This window comes from Acinetobacter pragensis (assembly GCF_001605895.1).
In the GTDB taxonomy this organism is placed as follows: Bacteria; Pseudomonadota; Gammaproteobacteria; order Pseudomonadales; family Moraxellaceae; genus Acinetobacter; species Acinetobacter pragensis.
Map to the genome: position 1 here is coordinate 110,112 of NZ_LUAW01000014.1, position 16,624 is coordinate 126,735.

General features: G+C 42.3%; 14 protein-coding genes, 1 tRNA gene and 2 pseudogenes. 13 read left to right on the plus strand and 4 right to left on the minus strand.

Annotated elements, in window-relative coordinates; all coding sequences use genetic code 11:
- The first annotated feature begins 115 nt into the window (after positions 1 to 115).
- The 8 genes and pseudogenes from AZH43_RS05940 to AZH43_RS05970 all read left to right on the plus strand — a co-directional run bounded on the left by AZH43_RS05940 (position 116) and on the right by AZH43_RS05970 (position 7,463).
- Positions 116 to 191: transfer RNA gene (locus AZH43_RS05940), tRNA-Arg, on the plus strand.
- Positions 192 to 340: 149 nt separating this feature from the next.
- On the plus strand, positions 341 to 565 hold the full coding sequence (locus AZH43_RS18845) for a hypothetical protein (protein WP_227509789.1): 225 nt from the start codon (positions 341 to 343) through the stop codon (positions 563 to 565).
- Positions 508 to 1,050, plus strand: coding sequence for a tyrosine-type recombinase/integrase (locus tag AZH43_RS19050; RefSeq protein ID WP_264753346.1), 543 nt, complete (start codon positions 508 to 510; stop codon positions 1,048 to 1,050). Before AZH43_RS18845 ends, AZH43_RS19050 begins: the two co-directional genes overlap by 58 nt.
- A gap of 153 nt (positions 1,051 to 1,203) precedes the next feature.
- Positions 1,204 to 3,000, plus strand: a pseudogene (locus tag AZH43_RS05950) (sigma-54-dependent Fis family transcriptional regulator).
- A gap of 411 nt (positions 3,001 to 3,411) precedes the next feature.
- On the plus strand, positions 3,412 to 4,293 hold the full coding sequence (locus tag AZH43_RS05955; protein ID WP_067667571.1) for a transporter: 882 nt from the start codon (positions 3,412 to 3,414) through the stop codon (positions 4,291 to 4,293).
- 87 nt (positions 4,294 to 4,380) lie between these two features.
- Positions 4,381 to 5,835, plus strand: coding sequence for a benzaldehyde dehydrogenase (locus AZH43_RS05960; RefSeq protein ID WP_067667703.1), 1,455 nt, complete (start codon positions 4,381 to 4,383; stop codon positions 5,833 to 5,835).
- Between the two features lie 33 nt (positions 5,836 to 5,868).
- Positions 5,869 to 6,984 (plus strand): NAD(P)-dependent alcohol dehydrogenase, encoded by a 1,116-nt coding sequence (locus AZH43_RS05965; RefSeq protein WP_067667575.1) that lies wholly within the window; start codon positions 5,869 to 5,871, stop codon positions 6,982 to 6,984.
- A gap of 83 nt (positions 6,985 to 7,067) precedes the next feature.
- Complete coding sequence (locus AZH43_RS05970; protein ID WP_067667576.1) at positions 7,068 to 7,463, plus strand: cupin domain-containing protein; 396 nt, start codon at positions 7,068 to 7,070, stop codon at positions 7,461 to 7,463.
- Between the two features lie 235 nt (positions 7,464 to 7,698).
- Here the strand turns inward: AZH43_RS05970 and AZH43_RS05975 are convergent, their stop codons facing one another.
- Positions 7,699 to 8,586: an AraC family transcriptional regulator gene (locus AZH43_RS05975; protein ID WP_067667577.1), complete on the minus strand. Its 888-nt coding sequence runs from the start codon at positions 8,584 to 8,586 to the stop codon at positions 7,699 to 7,701.
- Between the two features lie 205 nt (positions 8,587 to 8,791).
- On the opposite strand from AZH43_RS05975, the gene AZH43_RS05980 reads away from it, so the two are divergent.
- From AZH43_RS05980 to AZH43_RS06000, 5 genes are all read left to right on the plus strand, one after another.
- On the plus strand, positions 8,792 to 9,289 hold the full coding sequence (locus tag AZH43_RS05980; RefSeq protein WP_067667578.1) for a (R)-mandelonitrile lyase: 498 nt from the start codon (positions 8,792 to 8,794) through the stop codon (positions 9,287 to 9,289).
- Positions 9,290 to 9,334: 45 nt separating this feature from the next.
- Positions 9,335 to 10,186 (plus strand): aldo/keto reductase, encoded by an 852-nt coding sequence (locus AZH43_RS05985; protein WP_067667705.1) that lies wholly within the window; start codon positions 9,335 to 9,337, stop codon positions 10,184 to 10,186.
- 161 nt (positions 10,187 to 10,347) lie between these two features.
- Positions 10,348 to 10,980, plus strand: a complete 633-nt coding sequence (locus AZH43_RS05990) for a carboxymuconolactone decarboxylase family protein (protein ID WP_067667707.1) — start codon at positions 10,348 to 10,350, stop codon at positions 10,978 to 10,980.
- 114 nt (positions 10,981 to 11,094) lie between these two features.
- Complete coding sequence (locus tag AZH43_RS05995) at positions 11,095 to 11,928, plus strand: SDR family oxidoreductase (RefSeq protein WP_067667709.1); 834 nt, start codon at positions 11,095 to 11,097, stop codon at positions 11,926 to 11,928.
- Between the two features lie 113 nt (positions 11,929 to 12,041).
- A complete protein-coding gene (locus AZH43_RS06000) occupies positions 12,042 to 13,097 on the plus strand; it encodes an NAD(P)-dependent alcohol dehydrogenase (RefSeq protein WP_067667580.1) in 1,056 nt (351 codons plus the stop codon).
- Positions 13,098 to 13,850: 753 nt separating this feature from the next.
- On the opposite strand, the gene AZH43_RS06005 is transcribed toward AZH43_RS06000, so the two are convergent.
- The 3 genes and pseudogenes from AZH43_RS06005 to AZH43_RS06015 form a co-directional block, all read right to left on the minus strand.
- The gene (locus AZH43_RS06005; protein ID WP_067667582.1) at positions 13,851 to 15,605 is read right to left on the minus strand and encodes a tannase/feruloyl esterase family alpha/beta hydrolase; all 1,755 of its coding nucleotides are present in this window, start codon (positions 15,603 to 15,605) and stop codon (positions 13,851 to 13,853) included.
- A 32-nt stretch (positions 15,606 to 15,637) separates the two neighbouring features.
- Positions 15,638 to 16,030 carry a PaaI family thioesterase gene (locus AZH43_RS06010; protein ID WP_067667584.1) on the minus strand — a complete coding sequence of 131 codons (393 nt, stop codon included), beginning with the start codon at positions 16,028 to 16,030 and terminating at the stop codon, positions 15,638 to 15,640.
- 54 nt (positions 16,031 to 16,084) lie between these two features.
- Positions 16,085 to 16,621, minus strand: a pseudogene (locus tag AZH43_RS06015) (DUF3237 domain-containing protein).
- Between the last annotated feature and the right edge of the window lie 3 nt (positions 16,622 to 16,624).

Consider the following 16,624-nt stretch of genomic DNA (forward strand, 5'->3'; position numbering starts at 1 on the left):
TACTGCGTTGCAAATTCAGGATATTGTACAAAGTATAGGCACTAAAATGCATAAGCTATATATAGTTGCTTTACCTTGCCGTTTTTTTTGATATGATGTGCGCAATCCTACCGAAGCGGCCATAGCTCAACTGGATAGAGTACAGGTCTCCGAAGCCTGTGGCGTGGGTTCGAGTCCCGCTGGCCGCACCATTTTTATGTTTTACCTTATTCTAAGAAATCCAAAATATATTAAAAATAAGTAATTTATCTTTTTTCTGTCCGATATTATCCGAGCGCGTTTCAGGTTATTTTAGTTTTTTACGGTAATTTCAAAACTATTGTAAAGGCTTACCGCAAAAATGCCAAAAGTAGTTGCAAATCTGACAGATACAGAGATACGTTCAGCTATAAATTCACATAAAAAATTATCAACCAAAGTTCAAATTAAACTTGCCGATGGTAAAGGACTATTTTTATCATTGATAAAAATGGGAATGCATATTGGAGATGGGACTATGTTCGCCCAATCACTAAAAAACGCAATAGTATTTCTTTCGGGGCATATCCAGAGGTATCGTTATTAAATGCACGAGCAAAAAGAACAGAGTATCGAGAATTACTCACTCAAAATATAGATCCAGCAGTTCTGAAGAAAAATGACGAAGAAGCTAAATTAGGTAAAAATACTTTTGCTTTAATCGCGGATGAATATAGAAAGACAAAGGAGTTAGAGCCTAGCACTCAGCGAAGGAATCAATTTGTTTGGGGTAAGTTGTATGCTGCAATTGGGGATTATCCAATAGACAGTATTACAACATCTCAAATTTTAGAAGTTTGTCGTATTTACGAAAGGCAGGGTAAGACAGATTCAGCAAGGCGTATGAGAAGTAAGGCATCTCAAGTTTTTAGATATGCGATTGCTTTGAATTTATGTCAATTTAATGTCGCTGATCAAATTAGTGGTATTTTGAAGGTGGGAAAAACTAAGCATAGGGCCGCTATAACAGATGAACAAAAGCTTGGACAGCTATTGAGAAATCCTATACATAGCTTTATGGTGATGAAATGATAGCCGATTTTTTAGGTGTGATTTGCAATAGATTTAAAATGAAAACAGTGATTCAGTTGCGGTAGACGCTGACTAGGCTTGCATCGAGTGCAACGATACGTTCAAAGCAACAGGTATATGAACTAAAGAAACGATTTAATTTGGGATATGCTCATGGATGGTTTATCTGAATTTTCTTGGCAAAATATTAAATACAATTTCTACACGACAGGCGTGCTTCCAGATATTGTGAAGCGAGATTCACCGATTCTGCAAGCGTGGGAACGGTCTAAGAAATCGGGCTTAAGTCCATTTTCAAAATTGACAACTTTATTTGACTTTCCTGTCGATCATCTGTCTCGTGAGGATGTAAAATTCTCAGCATTAGCAGAAGCGGTTTTAAATGATATTTGGCAGTTATTTGGACAGCAGGATGTCAGTGTTTTTTTAATTAATCATCAGCTTAAAATTATTGCTGAACGGCATAATCCTGATTTAGATGATCAATATCATTTTCTGCGCATAGGCCGCGTGGTCGATCCATCCATATTTGGTGCAATTGCGCCGACGTGCAGTGTCTTGTCCAAACAGCCAATGATTATGACTGGGCATCAGCATTATTTAGATGAGTTTTCCAATTATTCTTGTGCTTCTGTGCCCATTTTTAATGGCGCGGGCGAAATTCTAGGGGCTTTAGATATTACGTCGCCGAAAGGGTTGCTGGCCAGCAATTGGCTCAGGCATTTGCTGTATCAAAGTTATATTTTAGAAAATAAAGTGATACTTGCTGAACTGAAGCCCAATCAGCGTGTTCTATATTTTCAGCATTCGAAAGATTTACTTGAAAATGCCTATACAGGCATGATCGTGTTCGATGAACATGGGAAAATTGTAAAGGCCAATCAAATGGCATTGAAACTGCTCAGTTGTTCGATTGATGTGCTATTAGATCGTTCAATTCATGATTTTTTCTTAACAGAGCAGTTGAGTCAGCCTGATGCGAGTGATTCATTTTTTATCCAAAGCCACGATCATGCTTTTTTTTATGCGCATTTGAATACCTTGCATGGAATGATATCCAAGCAGACTAAGAAAATCACTGCGCAGCATGAACTTGATCAAGCGCTTAAAGCCTTAAAAGCGGATATTCCAGTACTGATTACGGGGGAAACAGGGACAGGCAAAGATCATTTTGCACAGCAATTGCATCAAAAGCTGGATGCTGATTTGCCTTTTATTTCTATTAACTGCGGTGCGATTCCAGATCATTTATTGGAAGCGGAACTGTTTGGCTATGAGGGCGGCGCTTTTACCGGGGCCAAAAAACAAGGGGAAAAAGGCCTCATAGAAATGGCAGATCAAGGGATTTTGTTTCTGGATGAGATTGGTGACTTGCCTTTGCATCTGCAAGTTAAAATTTTAAGAGTCCTGCAAGATCAGCAGTTTTATGGTGTCGGAGGACGCAAGCCGATGAAGTCAGCATTTAAATTATTGTGTGCGACGCATTAGGATCTAAAAATGAAAATAGAACAGCAGTCATTCCGCAGTGATTTGTATTATCGGATTTGTGGATTTCAAGTGCATTTGGAACCTCTGCGCTTACGTCAGGACAAGCAGGCTATTTTCCATAAGGTTTTACATCAGTTTGGGATTTCGCAGTGGTCAACTAAAGTGGAGCAGCAGTTTAAGGCCCATACATGGTCGGGCAATATTCGCGAGCTCATTCATATCGTAAGGTTGTCGGCTGCATTTAATGAAAGTGATGTTTTAAATCAGCTTTATTTACCCGAGCCTCAGCTGTGTCTTCAAACTGTGAATCAGCCTGTTTTAGATGGCAGTAATGAGAATTTAAATGCCATGACCAAGCATATGGTTATGCAGGTGCTCAATGAGGAGAACGGCAATATCGCACGTACTGCAAAGCGGCTCAATATATCAAGAACAACAGTATACAAATACATCAGCAGTTAAGCCTTATGGCGTAGCTTAACTTTGAGGTTATCCTGCCATTGTCTTTACTTTCAACATTGGATTGCTGCTGCGCAAATGCGGTTATGTTTCGGGCTTTTGCTTAAATTCAGCGTTCTGATCACATTTTAATTCAGCCGGGTTTTTTGAGTGTCACTTTAAACAAAGGACTGTCCAGTAACTGGACATTCCTTTGTTCGTATGTCTAGATCATGGACACGTTTGATTTTCTATTAAACTTAAAATATTGATTTTTAATAATAAAAAAACTGGCATGCAAACTGCAATTATTCTCTTGCTCAGTCTCAATCAAGTATGGCTTTTGGCAAATAATCAACAGCTTTAAATGCCGTTAAAAAAGCTCAAGAGAAGAGAAGAGTCATGAAGGACAATTTAGATAAAAGGGAACGTGTTATGCATTTAAGGACTAAAAATGCGCCGGTACTCATGCTGGGTGCTTTACTTGCATCGCAGAGTCATGCCATTGATGTGAATGCTGGGGATTATACGGCTTTACCGAGCGGAACCAATGTCGGTGTTTTTTATTATCAGCATAGTGAAATGGAAGGCTACTATCAAAATGGTGATAAAGCACGCGCTGACTCCCGCTCAGATATAGGTATTGCACGGTTTATTCATTATACCGATATCGCAGGATTACGTGCAACGCCGCAAGTGGTTATTCCGTTTGGATCGGTGCGCAATACTCAAATTGAGGATGCTCATTTAAATAATGCATCAGGCTTTGCAGATCCTATTATAGCCTCTGCATTTTGGCTAATTAATCAACCTGAGCAAGGGGTTTCAGGGCGTTATCTTGCACTTACGCCGTTTATTTATTTGCCGCTTGGGCAATACGATAAGCATGATACGGTAAACCTAGGTGAAAACCGTTTTAAATATGATTTGCAGTTGGCTTGGGTACAGCCGCTTTATGGCAAATTGGGCTTTGAGTTTTATCAGGATGCAATCTGGTATGGCGATAATGATGAAGCTGGCAGCGGCAATCAAACTCTTTCACAAGTCACCAGCTATCAAACACAGGTCAATTTACGCTATGACTTGAATGCTAAGCAACGTGTAGCACTGGGATATGCGGCTAACTATGGCGGTGAGCAGTCTTTGGACGGTATTAAGCTTCAGCAAAATATGGAGAAGCAGCAGGCAAGGTTTGAGTTCCAGCAAATGATAAACCCAAGAACCCAATTGAGCGCACAGTTGGTTTCGGACACACAAGTTGAGAGCGGATTTAAGAAAGAATTAGGACTGAACTTCAGGCTTTTTTACATTTTCTAATTCAAAACATGCGTGATGACAACACATTCTCGCTTTAGTTTTGCAACGATGAAACTCAAGCAGTCAATACATTTTAAAGAGGTCATGATGACGATATTAGCAAAAGAAATTTGGGATAAAAAACTGTTCAGCGGTTTATGGCTGTCAACTCAAGCGACCTATAAAGTGGTTGAAGTGGCTACGGGTAAAGAGCTGGGTGAAATCGGCTATGCCTCTGCTCAGGATGTTGTGGAGGCGGCTCAACAAGCAAAAGCCGCACAGCAGCAGTGGTGGGCGCTGAGTTATCAAGAACGCCAAGCAGTATTTGAACGCGCAGCCGCTTTACTCACAGAAAACCAATTGGACGTGATTGAATGGCTGGTGAAAGAAAGCGGTTCTTTACAGCTCAAAGCAGGCTTTGAAGTCAGTATTGCAATTCAAGTCCTTAAACATTGTATCGGTTTGCCTGCTGCGGATCAGGGCACTCTGCTGCCGGCTCAAAATGGCAAATTAAGCATAGCCAAGCGTGTACCACTGGGTGTGGTTGGGGTGATTTCGCCATTTAATTTTCCGCTGTATTTAGCTTTACGGGCGGTTGCGCCGGCTTTGGCACTGGGCAATGCAGTCGTGCTTAAACCGGATGAACGCACAGCCGTGTGCAGCGGTTATGCGATTGCGCGAATTTTTGAGCTTGCTGGCTTACCTAAGGGGCTTCTGCATGTATTGCCGGGTGGGGCAGAAGTTGGGGAAGCTCTGACGCTAGATAAAAATATTGCCAGTATTCAGTTTACAGGTTCAACCCATGTAGGGCGTATAGTTGGTGCGAATGCAGCAAAGACTTTGAAAAAAGTCTCATTAGAGCTAGGTGGAAAAAACTCGCTGATTATTTTAGATGATGCGGATATTGAACTTGCTGCTGAAAATATTGCATGGGGTGCATTTTTGCATTCAGGTCAAATTTGCATGACTTCAGGCAAAATTTTGATTCATCAGAAAATTTATGCGCAAGTCAAAAAGCGCGTGATTGAAAAAGTGAAAAACTTTGTGGTGGGAAATCAGTGTGATAGCCATGTGACCATTGGCCCACTAATTAATGAAAAACAAGCGCAGCATGTAGAACAGCTGGTGAAGGCTGCAGTTGCTGAAGGAGCCAAACTAGAGGCGGGCGGTCATGCCAATGGGGTATTTTTTGAGCCGACCGTTCTTTCAGACGTGACTTCAAATAATTCGATTTTCAGTGAAGAAATTTTTGGGCCTGTTGCCGTGCTCATTCCATTTAGCGCAGATGAACAAGCGATTGAACTTGCTAATGATGGAGACTATGGGCTTTCAGCAGGCGTAATCAGTTCAAATGTTGGGCGCGCTATGCAGCTTGGCGCACAGCTCAAAGTCGGTTTACTTCACATCAACGACCAAACTGTGAATGATGAGACGGTCAATCCATTTGGCGGTTTTGGTGCATCAGGAAATGGAACGCGCATTGGTGGCCCCGCCAATGCAGATGAGTTTACCCAGTGGCAATGGATGACTGTACAGGCGCAAGCGCCGCATTATCCTTTTTAATCAGTTGAATCATTTATTACAGGACGTAATCGCATGAACGAAATGAAAGACATTGTTGCCGCAGTGACGGCATGTAAAGGTGCAGATTTTGAGCTGAAGCCGCTGAAAATCCGCCAACCGAAAGGGGATGAGGTATTGGTTAAAGTTGTGGCTACAGGCATGTGCCATACTGACTTAATTGTTCGTGATCAGTATTATCCCGTGCCTTTGCCAGCGGTGCTGGGACATGAGGGTTCAGGCATTATTGAAGCCATTGGACCAAATGTCACAGACCTTCAAGTGGGTGACCATGTGGTTTTAAGCTATGGCTACTGCGGCAAATGTACACAGTGCCATACAGGCAATCCTGCATATTGCGCAGAGTTCTTTGGACGCAATTTCAGCGGTGCAGATTCAGAAGGAAAAAGTGCAATTTGTACGCATGATCATGCGGTGGTTCACGATCATTTTTTTGCACATTCATCTTTTGCAACCTATGCTTTAAGCCGTGAAAACAATACAGTTAAAGTGACCAAAGATGTGCCGATCGAGTTGCTCGGACCTTTAGGCTGCGGTATTCAAACGGGTGCAGGGGCATGTATTAATGCACTTAAGGTGACGCCTGCCAGCAGCTTTGTGACCTGGGGTGCGGGTGCCGTTGGTTTAAGCGCTTTGCTTGCATCGAAAGTATGCGGCGCTTCAATCATTATCGCTGTGGACATTGTCGAGTCGCGTTTAGAGTTGGCCAAACGGCTGGGCGCAACACATGTGATTAACAGTAAAACGCAAGACCCTGTGGCAGCTATTAAGGAAATTACAGGCGGCGGAATTAATTTTGCTCTTGAGTCTACTGGGCGCCCTGAAATTTTAAAGCAGGGGATAGATGCATTGGGGATCTTAGGCAAAATAGCAGTTGTTGGGGCTCCACCTTTAGGTACGACGGCTCAGTTTGATGTGAATGACCTATTGCTGGGAGGGAAAACCATTTTGGGTGTGGTGGAGGGCAGCGGTTCACCGAAAAAATTTATTCCAGAGCTAGTCACATTATATCAACAAGGCAAATTTCCATTTGATCAATTGGTGAAGTTCTATGCTTTTGATGAAATTAATCAGGCGGCAATAGACAGTCAGAAAGGGATCACACTGAAGCCTATTATTAAAATCGGCTAATTTTTGATGGCCTGATCATATTGATGCGATCAGGTCACTTCATTTTAAAAAATATATAGCTCATAAATTCAGGGAACAGAAGAATGGCGGATAAGCCTTTTGTGGTAAACACCAATACTATACCGTGGGAATTTATCCCAATTCCTTTTTTAAATGATGCGCTGCCTGTCAAAACCTGTTTGCAGGATTCAGATACAGGCATGATGGTTTGGAAGCTGCGTTATCCTGCGGGATTTAGAACTGTGGAACATTGGCATAATTGTGCGCACGGAATGTATGTATTAGAGGGACATTTAGTCACCAGTGAGGGAGAGTTTGGACCCGGGAATTTTGTTTGGTTCCCTGAAGGTTCGGTAATGTTCCATGGTGCGCGCAGTGATAATGACGTCTTAATGCTTTTTATAACGAATAAGCCTTTTGATATTCACTTTACCGCAGAAGAAGGAATGCCTGAATATGGGGCTGAAAGTGAATGCTAGGCGGTGATTTATAAAAGAGTTGAATATTAAGTGATTTTCAAACAAGAAGCTTAATATTCAATTCGCCATTATTTATTTTGAAATCAGTGCATGAGGATTCATACCTAAGAATTTAGCGGCACTGCCATCTCCAAAAAATTGCTTTTATTTTTTACTGGCAAGCGCTGTGAATCACTAAAATATCTACGGATGGGTTGATCCTAAACCACAGGGGCATGCTTTATTTATGGCTGCTTTAATTTTTTCTTAAATCTTCAGACGGCGGCATACCAAAAAAGCGTTTATATTCGCGGGAAAACTGCGACAAGCTCTCATAACCAACTTGAATACTTGCAGAGGAGACATCTAAATCTTCGGTTATTAATAAACGCCGTGCTTCAGATAAACGCATTCTTTTTTGATATTGCAAAGGGCTCATTGAGGTAATGTCTCGAAAATGCTGATGAAAACTGGAAGAACTCATGCCCATAGAGTTTGCCAAGTCATCAATGCTCAAGGGTTTGGAAAAGTTATGTTTGAGCCATTCAATGGCTTTAACAATTCGATGCCCATTTGTTCCTGTGGCGGCGATTCTTTTGAGTCGATCACCTTGCGGGCTCATCAATAAGCGATACAGAATTTCTTTAATAATCAAAGGAGATAAAATCTGAATATCTTCAGGTGTTTGGATTAATTCGAGTAAACGAACAAAAGCATTGGTCAACTCATGTGTCAGCTCACCAACAGCAAGTCCCTTTTTATCTTCAGTCCTGTGCTTAAAAGGCACATGCGCTTCCAGCATAAGCTGTGCTAAAGCATAAGGATCTAATTTCAATAAGATGCCCAAATAAGGTTTTTCTGGTGAGGCATCTATAATTTGTGAAATGACAGGTAAATCAATTGCGGTAAATAAGAAATGTTCCGCATCATAAGTATAAATTTCTTCGCCCAAGATCACTTGCTTCTTACCTTGCGCAATCAAACACAAACTCGCATCCAGCATATTGCTCGAGGCTTGGGTCGGGGTATCCCAGCGACTTAGGATTAATCCTGCAATAGGAGTTTCAAACCGATTTTCAACAGAGGTATATTGATCAACCAATTGAATTAATCGGGTATGTGCGTTTCGTTCTTTTGTAACCATTCGGCTTATCTCAAAACTTTACTCATTTTATTGTAGAAGCTTCAGCAGATTTGAATAGAGACAACAATAAAAATTTGGAGGATTAGGCAAATATACAAGAGGAATAGAACAGCAAAGTATGGCTTCGATTTTTATACTGATAAAACAAGAGAGACTATCGTCAATCTAACAACCTATTCAATTTACAGCCAGTTTGGACATCACTATGAACATGAAATTCGGCGTCCTCATGGCCACATTGCTGATTTCAATTGGAGCACAAGCGATGAGTCAAGAAAAAGCTTCGGCATCTCAAACCATTAAAAAAGCCAATGAGCATCAAATCTTTGGAGGTTCAGACCAGAGCTTTACTGGCGTTGTTCATGTGGAACTTTTGACAGACGATACAGAAGGCATTAATGCATCCAGTGCCTATGTCAGCTTTCAAGCCAATGCTCGGTCATTTTGGCATACCCATCCTAAAGGGCAATACCTTGTAGTGACGCAAGGTGAAGGGGTCGTACAAGAATGGGGGAAAGCTGCAGAAAAAGTTACCGCCGGCGATGTTATTTACTGTCCGCCAGGTGTGAAGCATTGGCATGGCGCCAGCGGTCATTCTGCTATGACTCATCTAGCCCTCACGGGTGCTGATGAAAATGGACGCAACGTGGATTGGCTCGAACCTGTCAGTGAGCAGGAGTATCAGCTTGCTGATCAAGATTAATGGCAGATATTGTTTTTAAAAGCAAACGTTGAATGCGGGGCAACCATGATATTTACGACCTTAAATAATGGCGTGAAAATGCCAATTTTAGGCTTTGGTGTATTCCAAATGTTGGATCAGCAGCAGTGTGAAGATGCGGTTTATCACGCTTTAATGACCGGCTATCGACATATTGATACCGCAGCGGCTTATGAGAATGAAGACGCCGTAGGACGTGCAATCCGACGCTGTGAAGTTCCGCGGGAAGAATTATTTATTACCAGTAAACTTTGGGTACAAGATGCAGGTTATGAAACAGCTCATACTGCTTTTCAGCGTTCACTGGAGCGCTTAGGTTTAGATTATCTTGATTTGTACTTAATTCATCAGCCTTATTCCGATGTTTATGGTTCTTGGCATGCGATGCAGGAACTTTATGACGCAGGAAAAATTAAAGCCATCGGTGTGAGTAACTTTTCGATTGACCGTATTGCCGATTTAATTGCGTTTAATCGAATTATCCCGGCGGTCAACCAAATTGAAACGCATCCTTTTACCCAGCAAATTGCAGCGCAGCGCTTCCTTAAAGCGCGTGGGATTCAACATGAGGCGTGGGCGCCGTTTGCAGAAGGTAAAAATGATATTTTCCAAAATGAAATCTTGAAAGAAATTGCAGATGTACATGGTAAAAGTGTTGCACAGGTGATTTTACGCTGGTTGATACAGCGAGAGATTGCGGTGATTCCAAAATCGGTGAATGCAAAACGCATTGAAGAAAATTTTGACGTGTTCTCTTTTGAATTAAGTGAGCAAGACATCCAGCGCATTCAAGCTTTGGATACAGGCGCGCATTTAATTGCGGATCATCGCAATCCTGAGCGGATAGAACAAATTGCCCGGATTCGGTTCAATACTTGATTCAAGTCAAAACAGGAGGCTCTGGAATGCGCGCTTTTTTATGGGCTTATAGATGGAAAGAGAACCTGATTTTGTTGTCGATTTTTCAGAGCTTGTCTATATCGAGCGCTGCAGAAATCAAACAGGTGCAACCGATATCAACTGAAAAGGAAGTACAGCGGATGAATCATGCCATTAAGCAAAAGCATCAAGCCATGATTCCTATTGCAGCGTTTTCGGCGGTCGGTAATCAACCGAAATTAGCCCAAGCACTGCGGCAGGGTTTAGATCAGGGCTTAACGATCAACCAAATTAAATCGCTTTTGGTGCAAAGCTATGCCTATGCAGGATTTCCACGCAGTTTGAATGCTTTGGCTACTTTTATGCAGGTACTCGAACAACGCAAAGCACAAGGCATTCACGACATTGACGGTGCTGCAAGTACACCATTGGCGCAGGATTATCAGGCTTTGGTGCAAGGCACACAGAACCAAAGTCAATTGGCAGGGCAGTCTGTGCAAGGTCCATTATTCGAATTTTCACCTGAAATTGATGAATATTTGAAAGCGCATCTCTTTGGCGATATTTTTTCTAAAGATGTACTGAATTGGGAGGAACGGGAAATAGCAACCGTCAGTATGCTGGCTGCGATGGATGGTGTGGAAAGTCAGCTTAGATCACATCTTATCCTTGCTCAAAAACAAGGAATTTCAATGAGGCAGCTGCAGGCGGTCGGCTTAATTTTGTCGGAACTGGTGAGTGTTGAAGCCGGTCAGAGGCTTGAGGCTGAATTGCCCCAACTATCCGCACAATAAATTTGAATTAATGAATTTCCCGCAGAGTGTCTATCTTGGTTCGCGGATTAATCATTCTAGATGAAGTTTCTGGAATGATTTTATTCCATGAATGAAAAAAGTGAGGAGCAAAATATGAAAAAAGTCATTGTTGTGATTGGCGCAGGCTCAATCGGACAAGCCATTGCACGGCGTGTGAGTGCAGGAAAGCATGTTCTGTTCGCGGATTTAAAACAAGAAAATGCCAATGCCGCGGCAAAAATATTAAGTGAAGCTGGCTTTGACGTGAGTGCCAGTCTTGTTGATGTGTCATCACGTGATTCGATTCACGCGCTTGTGCAGAGGGCTCGTGCATTAGGTGATATTGCAGGCGTGATTCATGCTGCAGGGGTATCGCCGTCACAAGCCACACCTGAGATTATTTTAAAAGTCGATTTATATGGCACCGCTGTTATTTTGGAAGAATTTGGTAATGTGATCAGTCCAGGCGGTTCTTGCATAGTGATTTCATCTCAATCTGGGCATCGCTTACCGGCTTTAACGCTTGAGCAAAACCATATTCTAGCAACCACGCCTGCCGATGAATTGCTTGCTCAGCCGATGCTGAAATCCGGTGCATTTCAGGATTCATTGCATGCTTATCAGCTTTCCAAGCGTGGCAATGTATTAAGAGTAATGGCCGAAGCCGTCCGTTGGAGTAAACGTGGGGCGAGGGTGAACAGTATCAGTCCAGGCATCATCATGACTCCATTAGCCAAAGATGAATTAATGGGTCCACGGGGAGAGAGCTATCGCAGTATGTTGGCGCGCTCCCCAGCCGGGCGTGCAGGCACGCCCGATGAAGTTGCCGCCGTTGCGGCATTGTTGATGGGACCAGAAGGGACATTTAGTACGGGCAGTGATTTCCTGATGGATGGTGGTGTGACCGCTTCATATTGGTATGGAGAGCTTGCGCCCGCAGCATCTTAAATTGAACAGTTTTTGCTTTATAGCAAATCACAAGACGTATTGAAGTGCGGTTTGAAATCAAGTGTCAGATGAAATTGTATTGATCAATATAAGCTAATCTTTTGGAGAAAGTTATGACGATACAGGTCTTAGGTTATGCAGCGCAGAATGAGTCAAGCACATTAGTTCCATTTAAGTTTGAACGCCGCGCTACTCGTGAAGATGATGTTGTTATTCAAGTCGAATATTGCGGGGTCTGTCATTCCGATTTGCATATGGCGCGAAATGATTGGGGCTTTACCCAATATCCTGTTGTGCCGGGCCATGAAATTGTAGGCCGAGTCACTTCAGTAGGGGGTAAAGTCAGCAAATACAAAGTCGGTGATTTAGTCGGTATCGGCTGTATGGTGGATTCTTGCCGCACATGTTCTGCCTGTCAAAAGGACTTGGAACAATACTGCGAAGGCGGGCATACTCTGACCTATGGCGGCATTGATAGAATTGACCAGAGAATGACCTATGGCGGATATTCACAAACGCTGGTTTGCAGTGAAGATTTTGTACTCAAAGTACCTGAAAATTTAGATACTAAAGCTGTTCCGCCAATTCTTTGCGCAGGCATTACCACGTGGTCACCGCTGCGTCATTGGAATGTCGGCAAAGGTAGCAAAGTGGCGGTTGTAGGCCTCGGAGGCTTAGGGCATATGGCCATTAAACTGGCAAATGCGCTGGGTGCAGAGGTTACTTTATTTACGCGCTCTGCCAATAAAGAACAGGATGCAAAATCATTGGGTGCACATTATGTGGTTTTATCGACGGATGAGCATCAAATGCAAGCCGCGGCAAACCAGTTTGACTTAATTGTAGATACTGTGCCTTATGATCATGATTTGAAACCTTATATTCCAACTTTGGCACTGAATGGAACAATTGTCTTAGTCGGTTATTTGGGTGATCTCAGCGCTAATTCAGTACCGATGATTATGGGACGTCGATCTATTGCCGGTTCAGTCATTGGCGGGATTAAAGAAACGCAGGAATTGCTCAACTTTTGTGGTGAACATAATATTGTGTCTGAAGTTGAAATGATTGATATGCAAAACATTAATGATGCTTATGAACGAATGCTGAAAAGTGATGTGAAATATCGTTTTGTTATTGATATGCAGTCTATGGATAAAGTTGTTTAAATATTCAAGATGTTCTTTCCTCTTTTATTGAACAGCCAGCATGATGAGATTGAGTTTATTAATGCCATCATGCTGTTTTATTAAGCCTGATATATTTGATTTATGGGCTGAATAATGCTGAATGCTGAATAATTGAAATTAAATAATTCTAATCTGATCTTCCTGTATCAAAATCACACCTAAGTAGCCTTTCTCGATTCTAATTAACATTTAAATTTGATGCGTAATCAACCGATCTTTAATGTGCTTTTCTTTTGGGAGTGTTGACTACCTGATGTAATCAAATCGCAGCTGAATAGGCTAAGCAACTTGATAGATGCCAATATTTGGAGAATCTTCAAAAAAGTGGCTGTAAAGAAGTCACAGTATCTTGAGTGAATAATTCACTGTTGAAATAGTGAAGAGGTTATTCTAAGGTTTCAAAACAATGTGACACTTGGACATCTTCTTCACGAATAAGAAACTGTTTAGACCCTGCACTTTAAATAAGTTTGTGCCCAGAAATGAAATGTGCTTCAATTTTAGCGTACTACATTGTTTATTGTGACGGATACCATACGCTTCCTAAATTGTTAGCATTTCGGGACTGATTAATTCAAGAAACAAGGTCTAAATACATATGAAAAGATTATTAAATTGGAAAATTAAATCTACAATAGTGTGTATTGGCAGAGTCCGACGAAGTACTCCTTGATTCAGAATAACCTACATTGTCAGCCTCTGAAACAAAGAGAATTAAAAAACTTTGTATTCTTATAATTTACAACTAAAATTATCGGCCAATTCCGAGTCACCTTGACCGTTATAACGCGCAATGTGCGGATATGGACAAAGTGGGCGTGTCCGGTTTGCCGACCAATCGGCAGGGAGTTCAGTATTTACTTGCCCACTGAGATTTGCTTCACCACGTGAACCCGCAACAATTCGGTCTGGAACTTGACCATATTCTACCCAATTGACCAAGACTGTTAGTGCATCAAATTGGTCGGTCGAGATACCACCACTAGAGTGGTTCATACCTGGGACCCGAAAAAAACGGACAAAACTTGGAGCATTGCCAGATGTATTATTTTGATATTTTTGTAGTAATTTATCGTACCAGTTTTGAGTATCATCTACAGAAAATACGCCATCAGCAGTACCTTGCACAACAATAATTTTGCCACCGCGTTGCTGTAACTGATCTAAATTTAATTCATCAGGTGGAAGCATGAACGACATGGCACTTTCTTGATACGTTTCATTCGTTGCCGATAATTTTGCATAATCCATGTCAAAATTAAAACTGAAGGCAAATTGTCGAGAGTTCAACATCATGCTTGGATCTGGTGGAATCTGAAAAATAATCCCAACAGCCACAGGGTCACGCGCTGTACCGACAGAGGAATCAAACTTCCAATTGGCCCAATTACTGCCCAGTAGTCCCGGGTCGAAAGGTTGTGTGGCATACAGTACTTCACCTGTTGCATTGACGGGGCCGCGATAAATATTTGCGAGTACATCTAGTTGTTCTGTGCTTAAGCAACTTCCATCACGCTCAACTGCACACACAAGCACATCACGATGAATATCAAAAGCAGTGCGACAAGCTTCTACATCTTGGACTAGGCCATCGTTAACACCATCTAAATCATCGCATTGATTTAAAATGGATTGTGCCAATAGTTTGCGTTCCGATAGCGTGAGTGCTGTACTCAAATCATTTTCATCCGTAGCCACGCGGCGCAATTGTTGCGCGGTATATAGTTGAGCTGCAGCAGCACGTGGTAGATGGAAACCCGGCGTACTGGCGAGTATGCCATCATACTGATCACTTAAACGTGTTGCTGCCATCATGGCATGCCGTCCACCGTTTGAGGTTCCACCTGCATAAGAACGGTCTGGCAATTTTCCATAAGCAGCTTGAATCAGATTTTTTGCCATGGGAGTGAGTTTGGTAATCGCACCGTAGCCATAGTCTATTCGAGCTTGCGGGTCTAATCCGAACAATGGATTTTGTGAAGCATTATGTCCAGCATCGGATGAAATGACAGCAAAGCCATCATGCAGTGCATTGCTGAGAGGACCGCCGCTGCCCACTTGACCCGTTGCTGTGGCAATATTGCCATCAGTTCCGCCATTACCTTGATAAAGAAAGCGACCATTCCAGTCCAGAGGTAAACGCATTTCAAAACCAATTTGATAGCTTTGCCCATCAACAGGGCTGATTCGCGGGTACATATAACCAGTAATGCGACAGTGTGCCGCAATGTCTTGACCTGCAACTTTTAAGCTGCCAGCTGTTTCTAAGTTTGCAGAAGTGATATGGGTGTGTGCATATTCAAATCCTTGTAAATCCCCGCATGCACCTTTTAAGTTGGTCCCAACGGCTGGAGAAAGTTGTGGAATTGTGGCTGTGGTTTGTGTCGTATTTGGGCTGTCATTATCGCTACAGGCCGAAAGGCCAACACATAAGGTCAATACACTTAACGGTATGAACCAATTTTTTTGTTTTAACTGCTTTTGCATGATTGAAGTTCCATATCAAACAATGTTGTAGGTTAGGGGCTAAGTACCATAAAATTTGCAGTACTTCTGGCAATAAGTTTCTGGTTTTGCCATGCTTCGCTTTCAATGTTGAGAATGACTTTACCTTGCTTGGTAAAGCGACATTTGGTGAGTACCGTACCTACCAAGCAAGGGCGTAAAAAATCCATCGTGAGATTAATCGTGGTGGCTGGTGTCTGCTGATTGGCCAAATAGGTAAATAACCCCATCACATCATCCAACATGGCGCAGACCATGCCACCTTCTACGGTACCTCTGGGGTTGGTAAAGCTGTCCAGCGCGACATAACTAATTTCTAGTTCAGTATGGTCTGCATTCCATTGAATATTATGACCTCCGAGATGATGGTGAATGGGAGGTAGGGGTTCTAAAGTTTTCAGCGTCATTTCGAAAGATCCTTGTTTCAAATGAAGAAAATAAAAATGAATGGGTTTGCCTGATCACTGAAGCGTATAAGCATCATAAATTACAGCTTTACCTAAACGCATAGCGCTCCCTACGGCTACCGTTTGGTTCAGCCAAGCATATTTTGGTGAGCTGGTTTCAAATTGCATGGTGATTTTGAAATAGTATTTGTTCGGATCGACCTATTGACCCTTTGCAAGTTGTTGCAAAACTTCGGCTGATCCATGTCGATAACCTTTGGTTTGAAGATAAATCAGTGCGCCATCTTCAGTTTCAAGTAGGTATCGAGTATCAATAATGGCGAGGCCTTTGCTATCGACAATTTGCCAATCTGCTCCGTTATTTAAAATACGGCCTTTGAGTTGTTTCCCTTGGAAGGTGCCACCTGTGATTGGAATAATGCGGCGTTTGCCACCATCACTGGTCATGCCAAGCTCCCAAACGGGTGCATTCAGATCGACGCTAAAAGTAGCCAGCGGTTTAAGATGAAGCGGTGGTGGTTGATTGTATGTTTCAGCTTGAGCGAAGCTGATAAAACTTAACCCAAACAACAGCACCAGAACTTTTTCCATTAA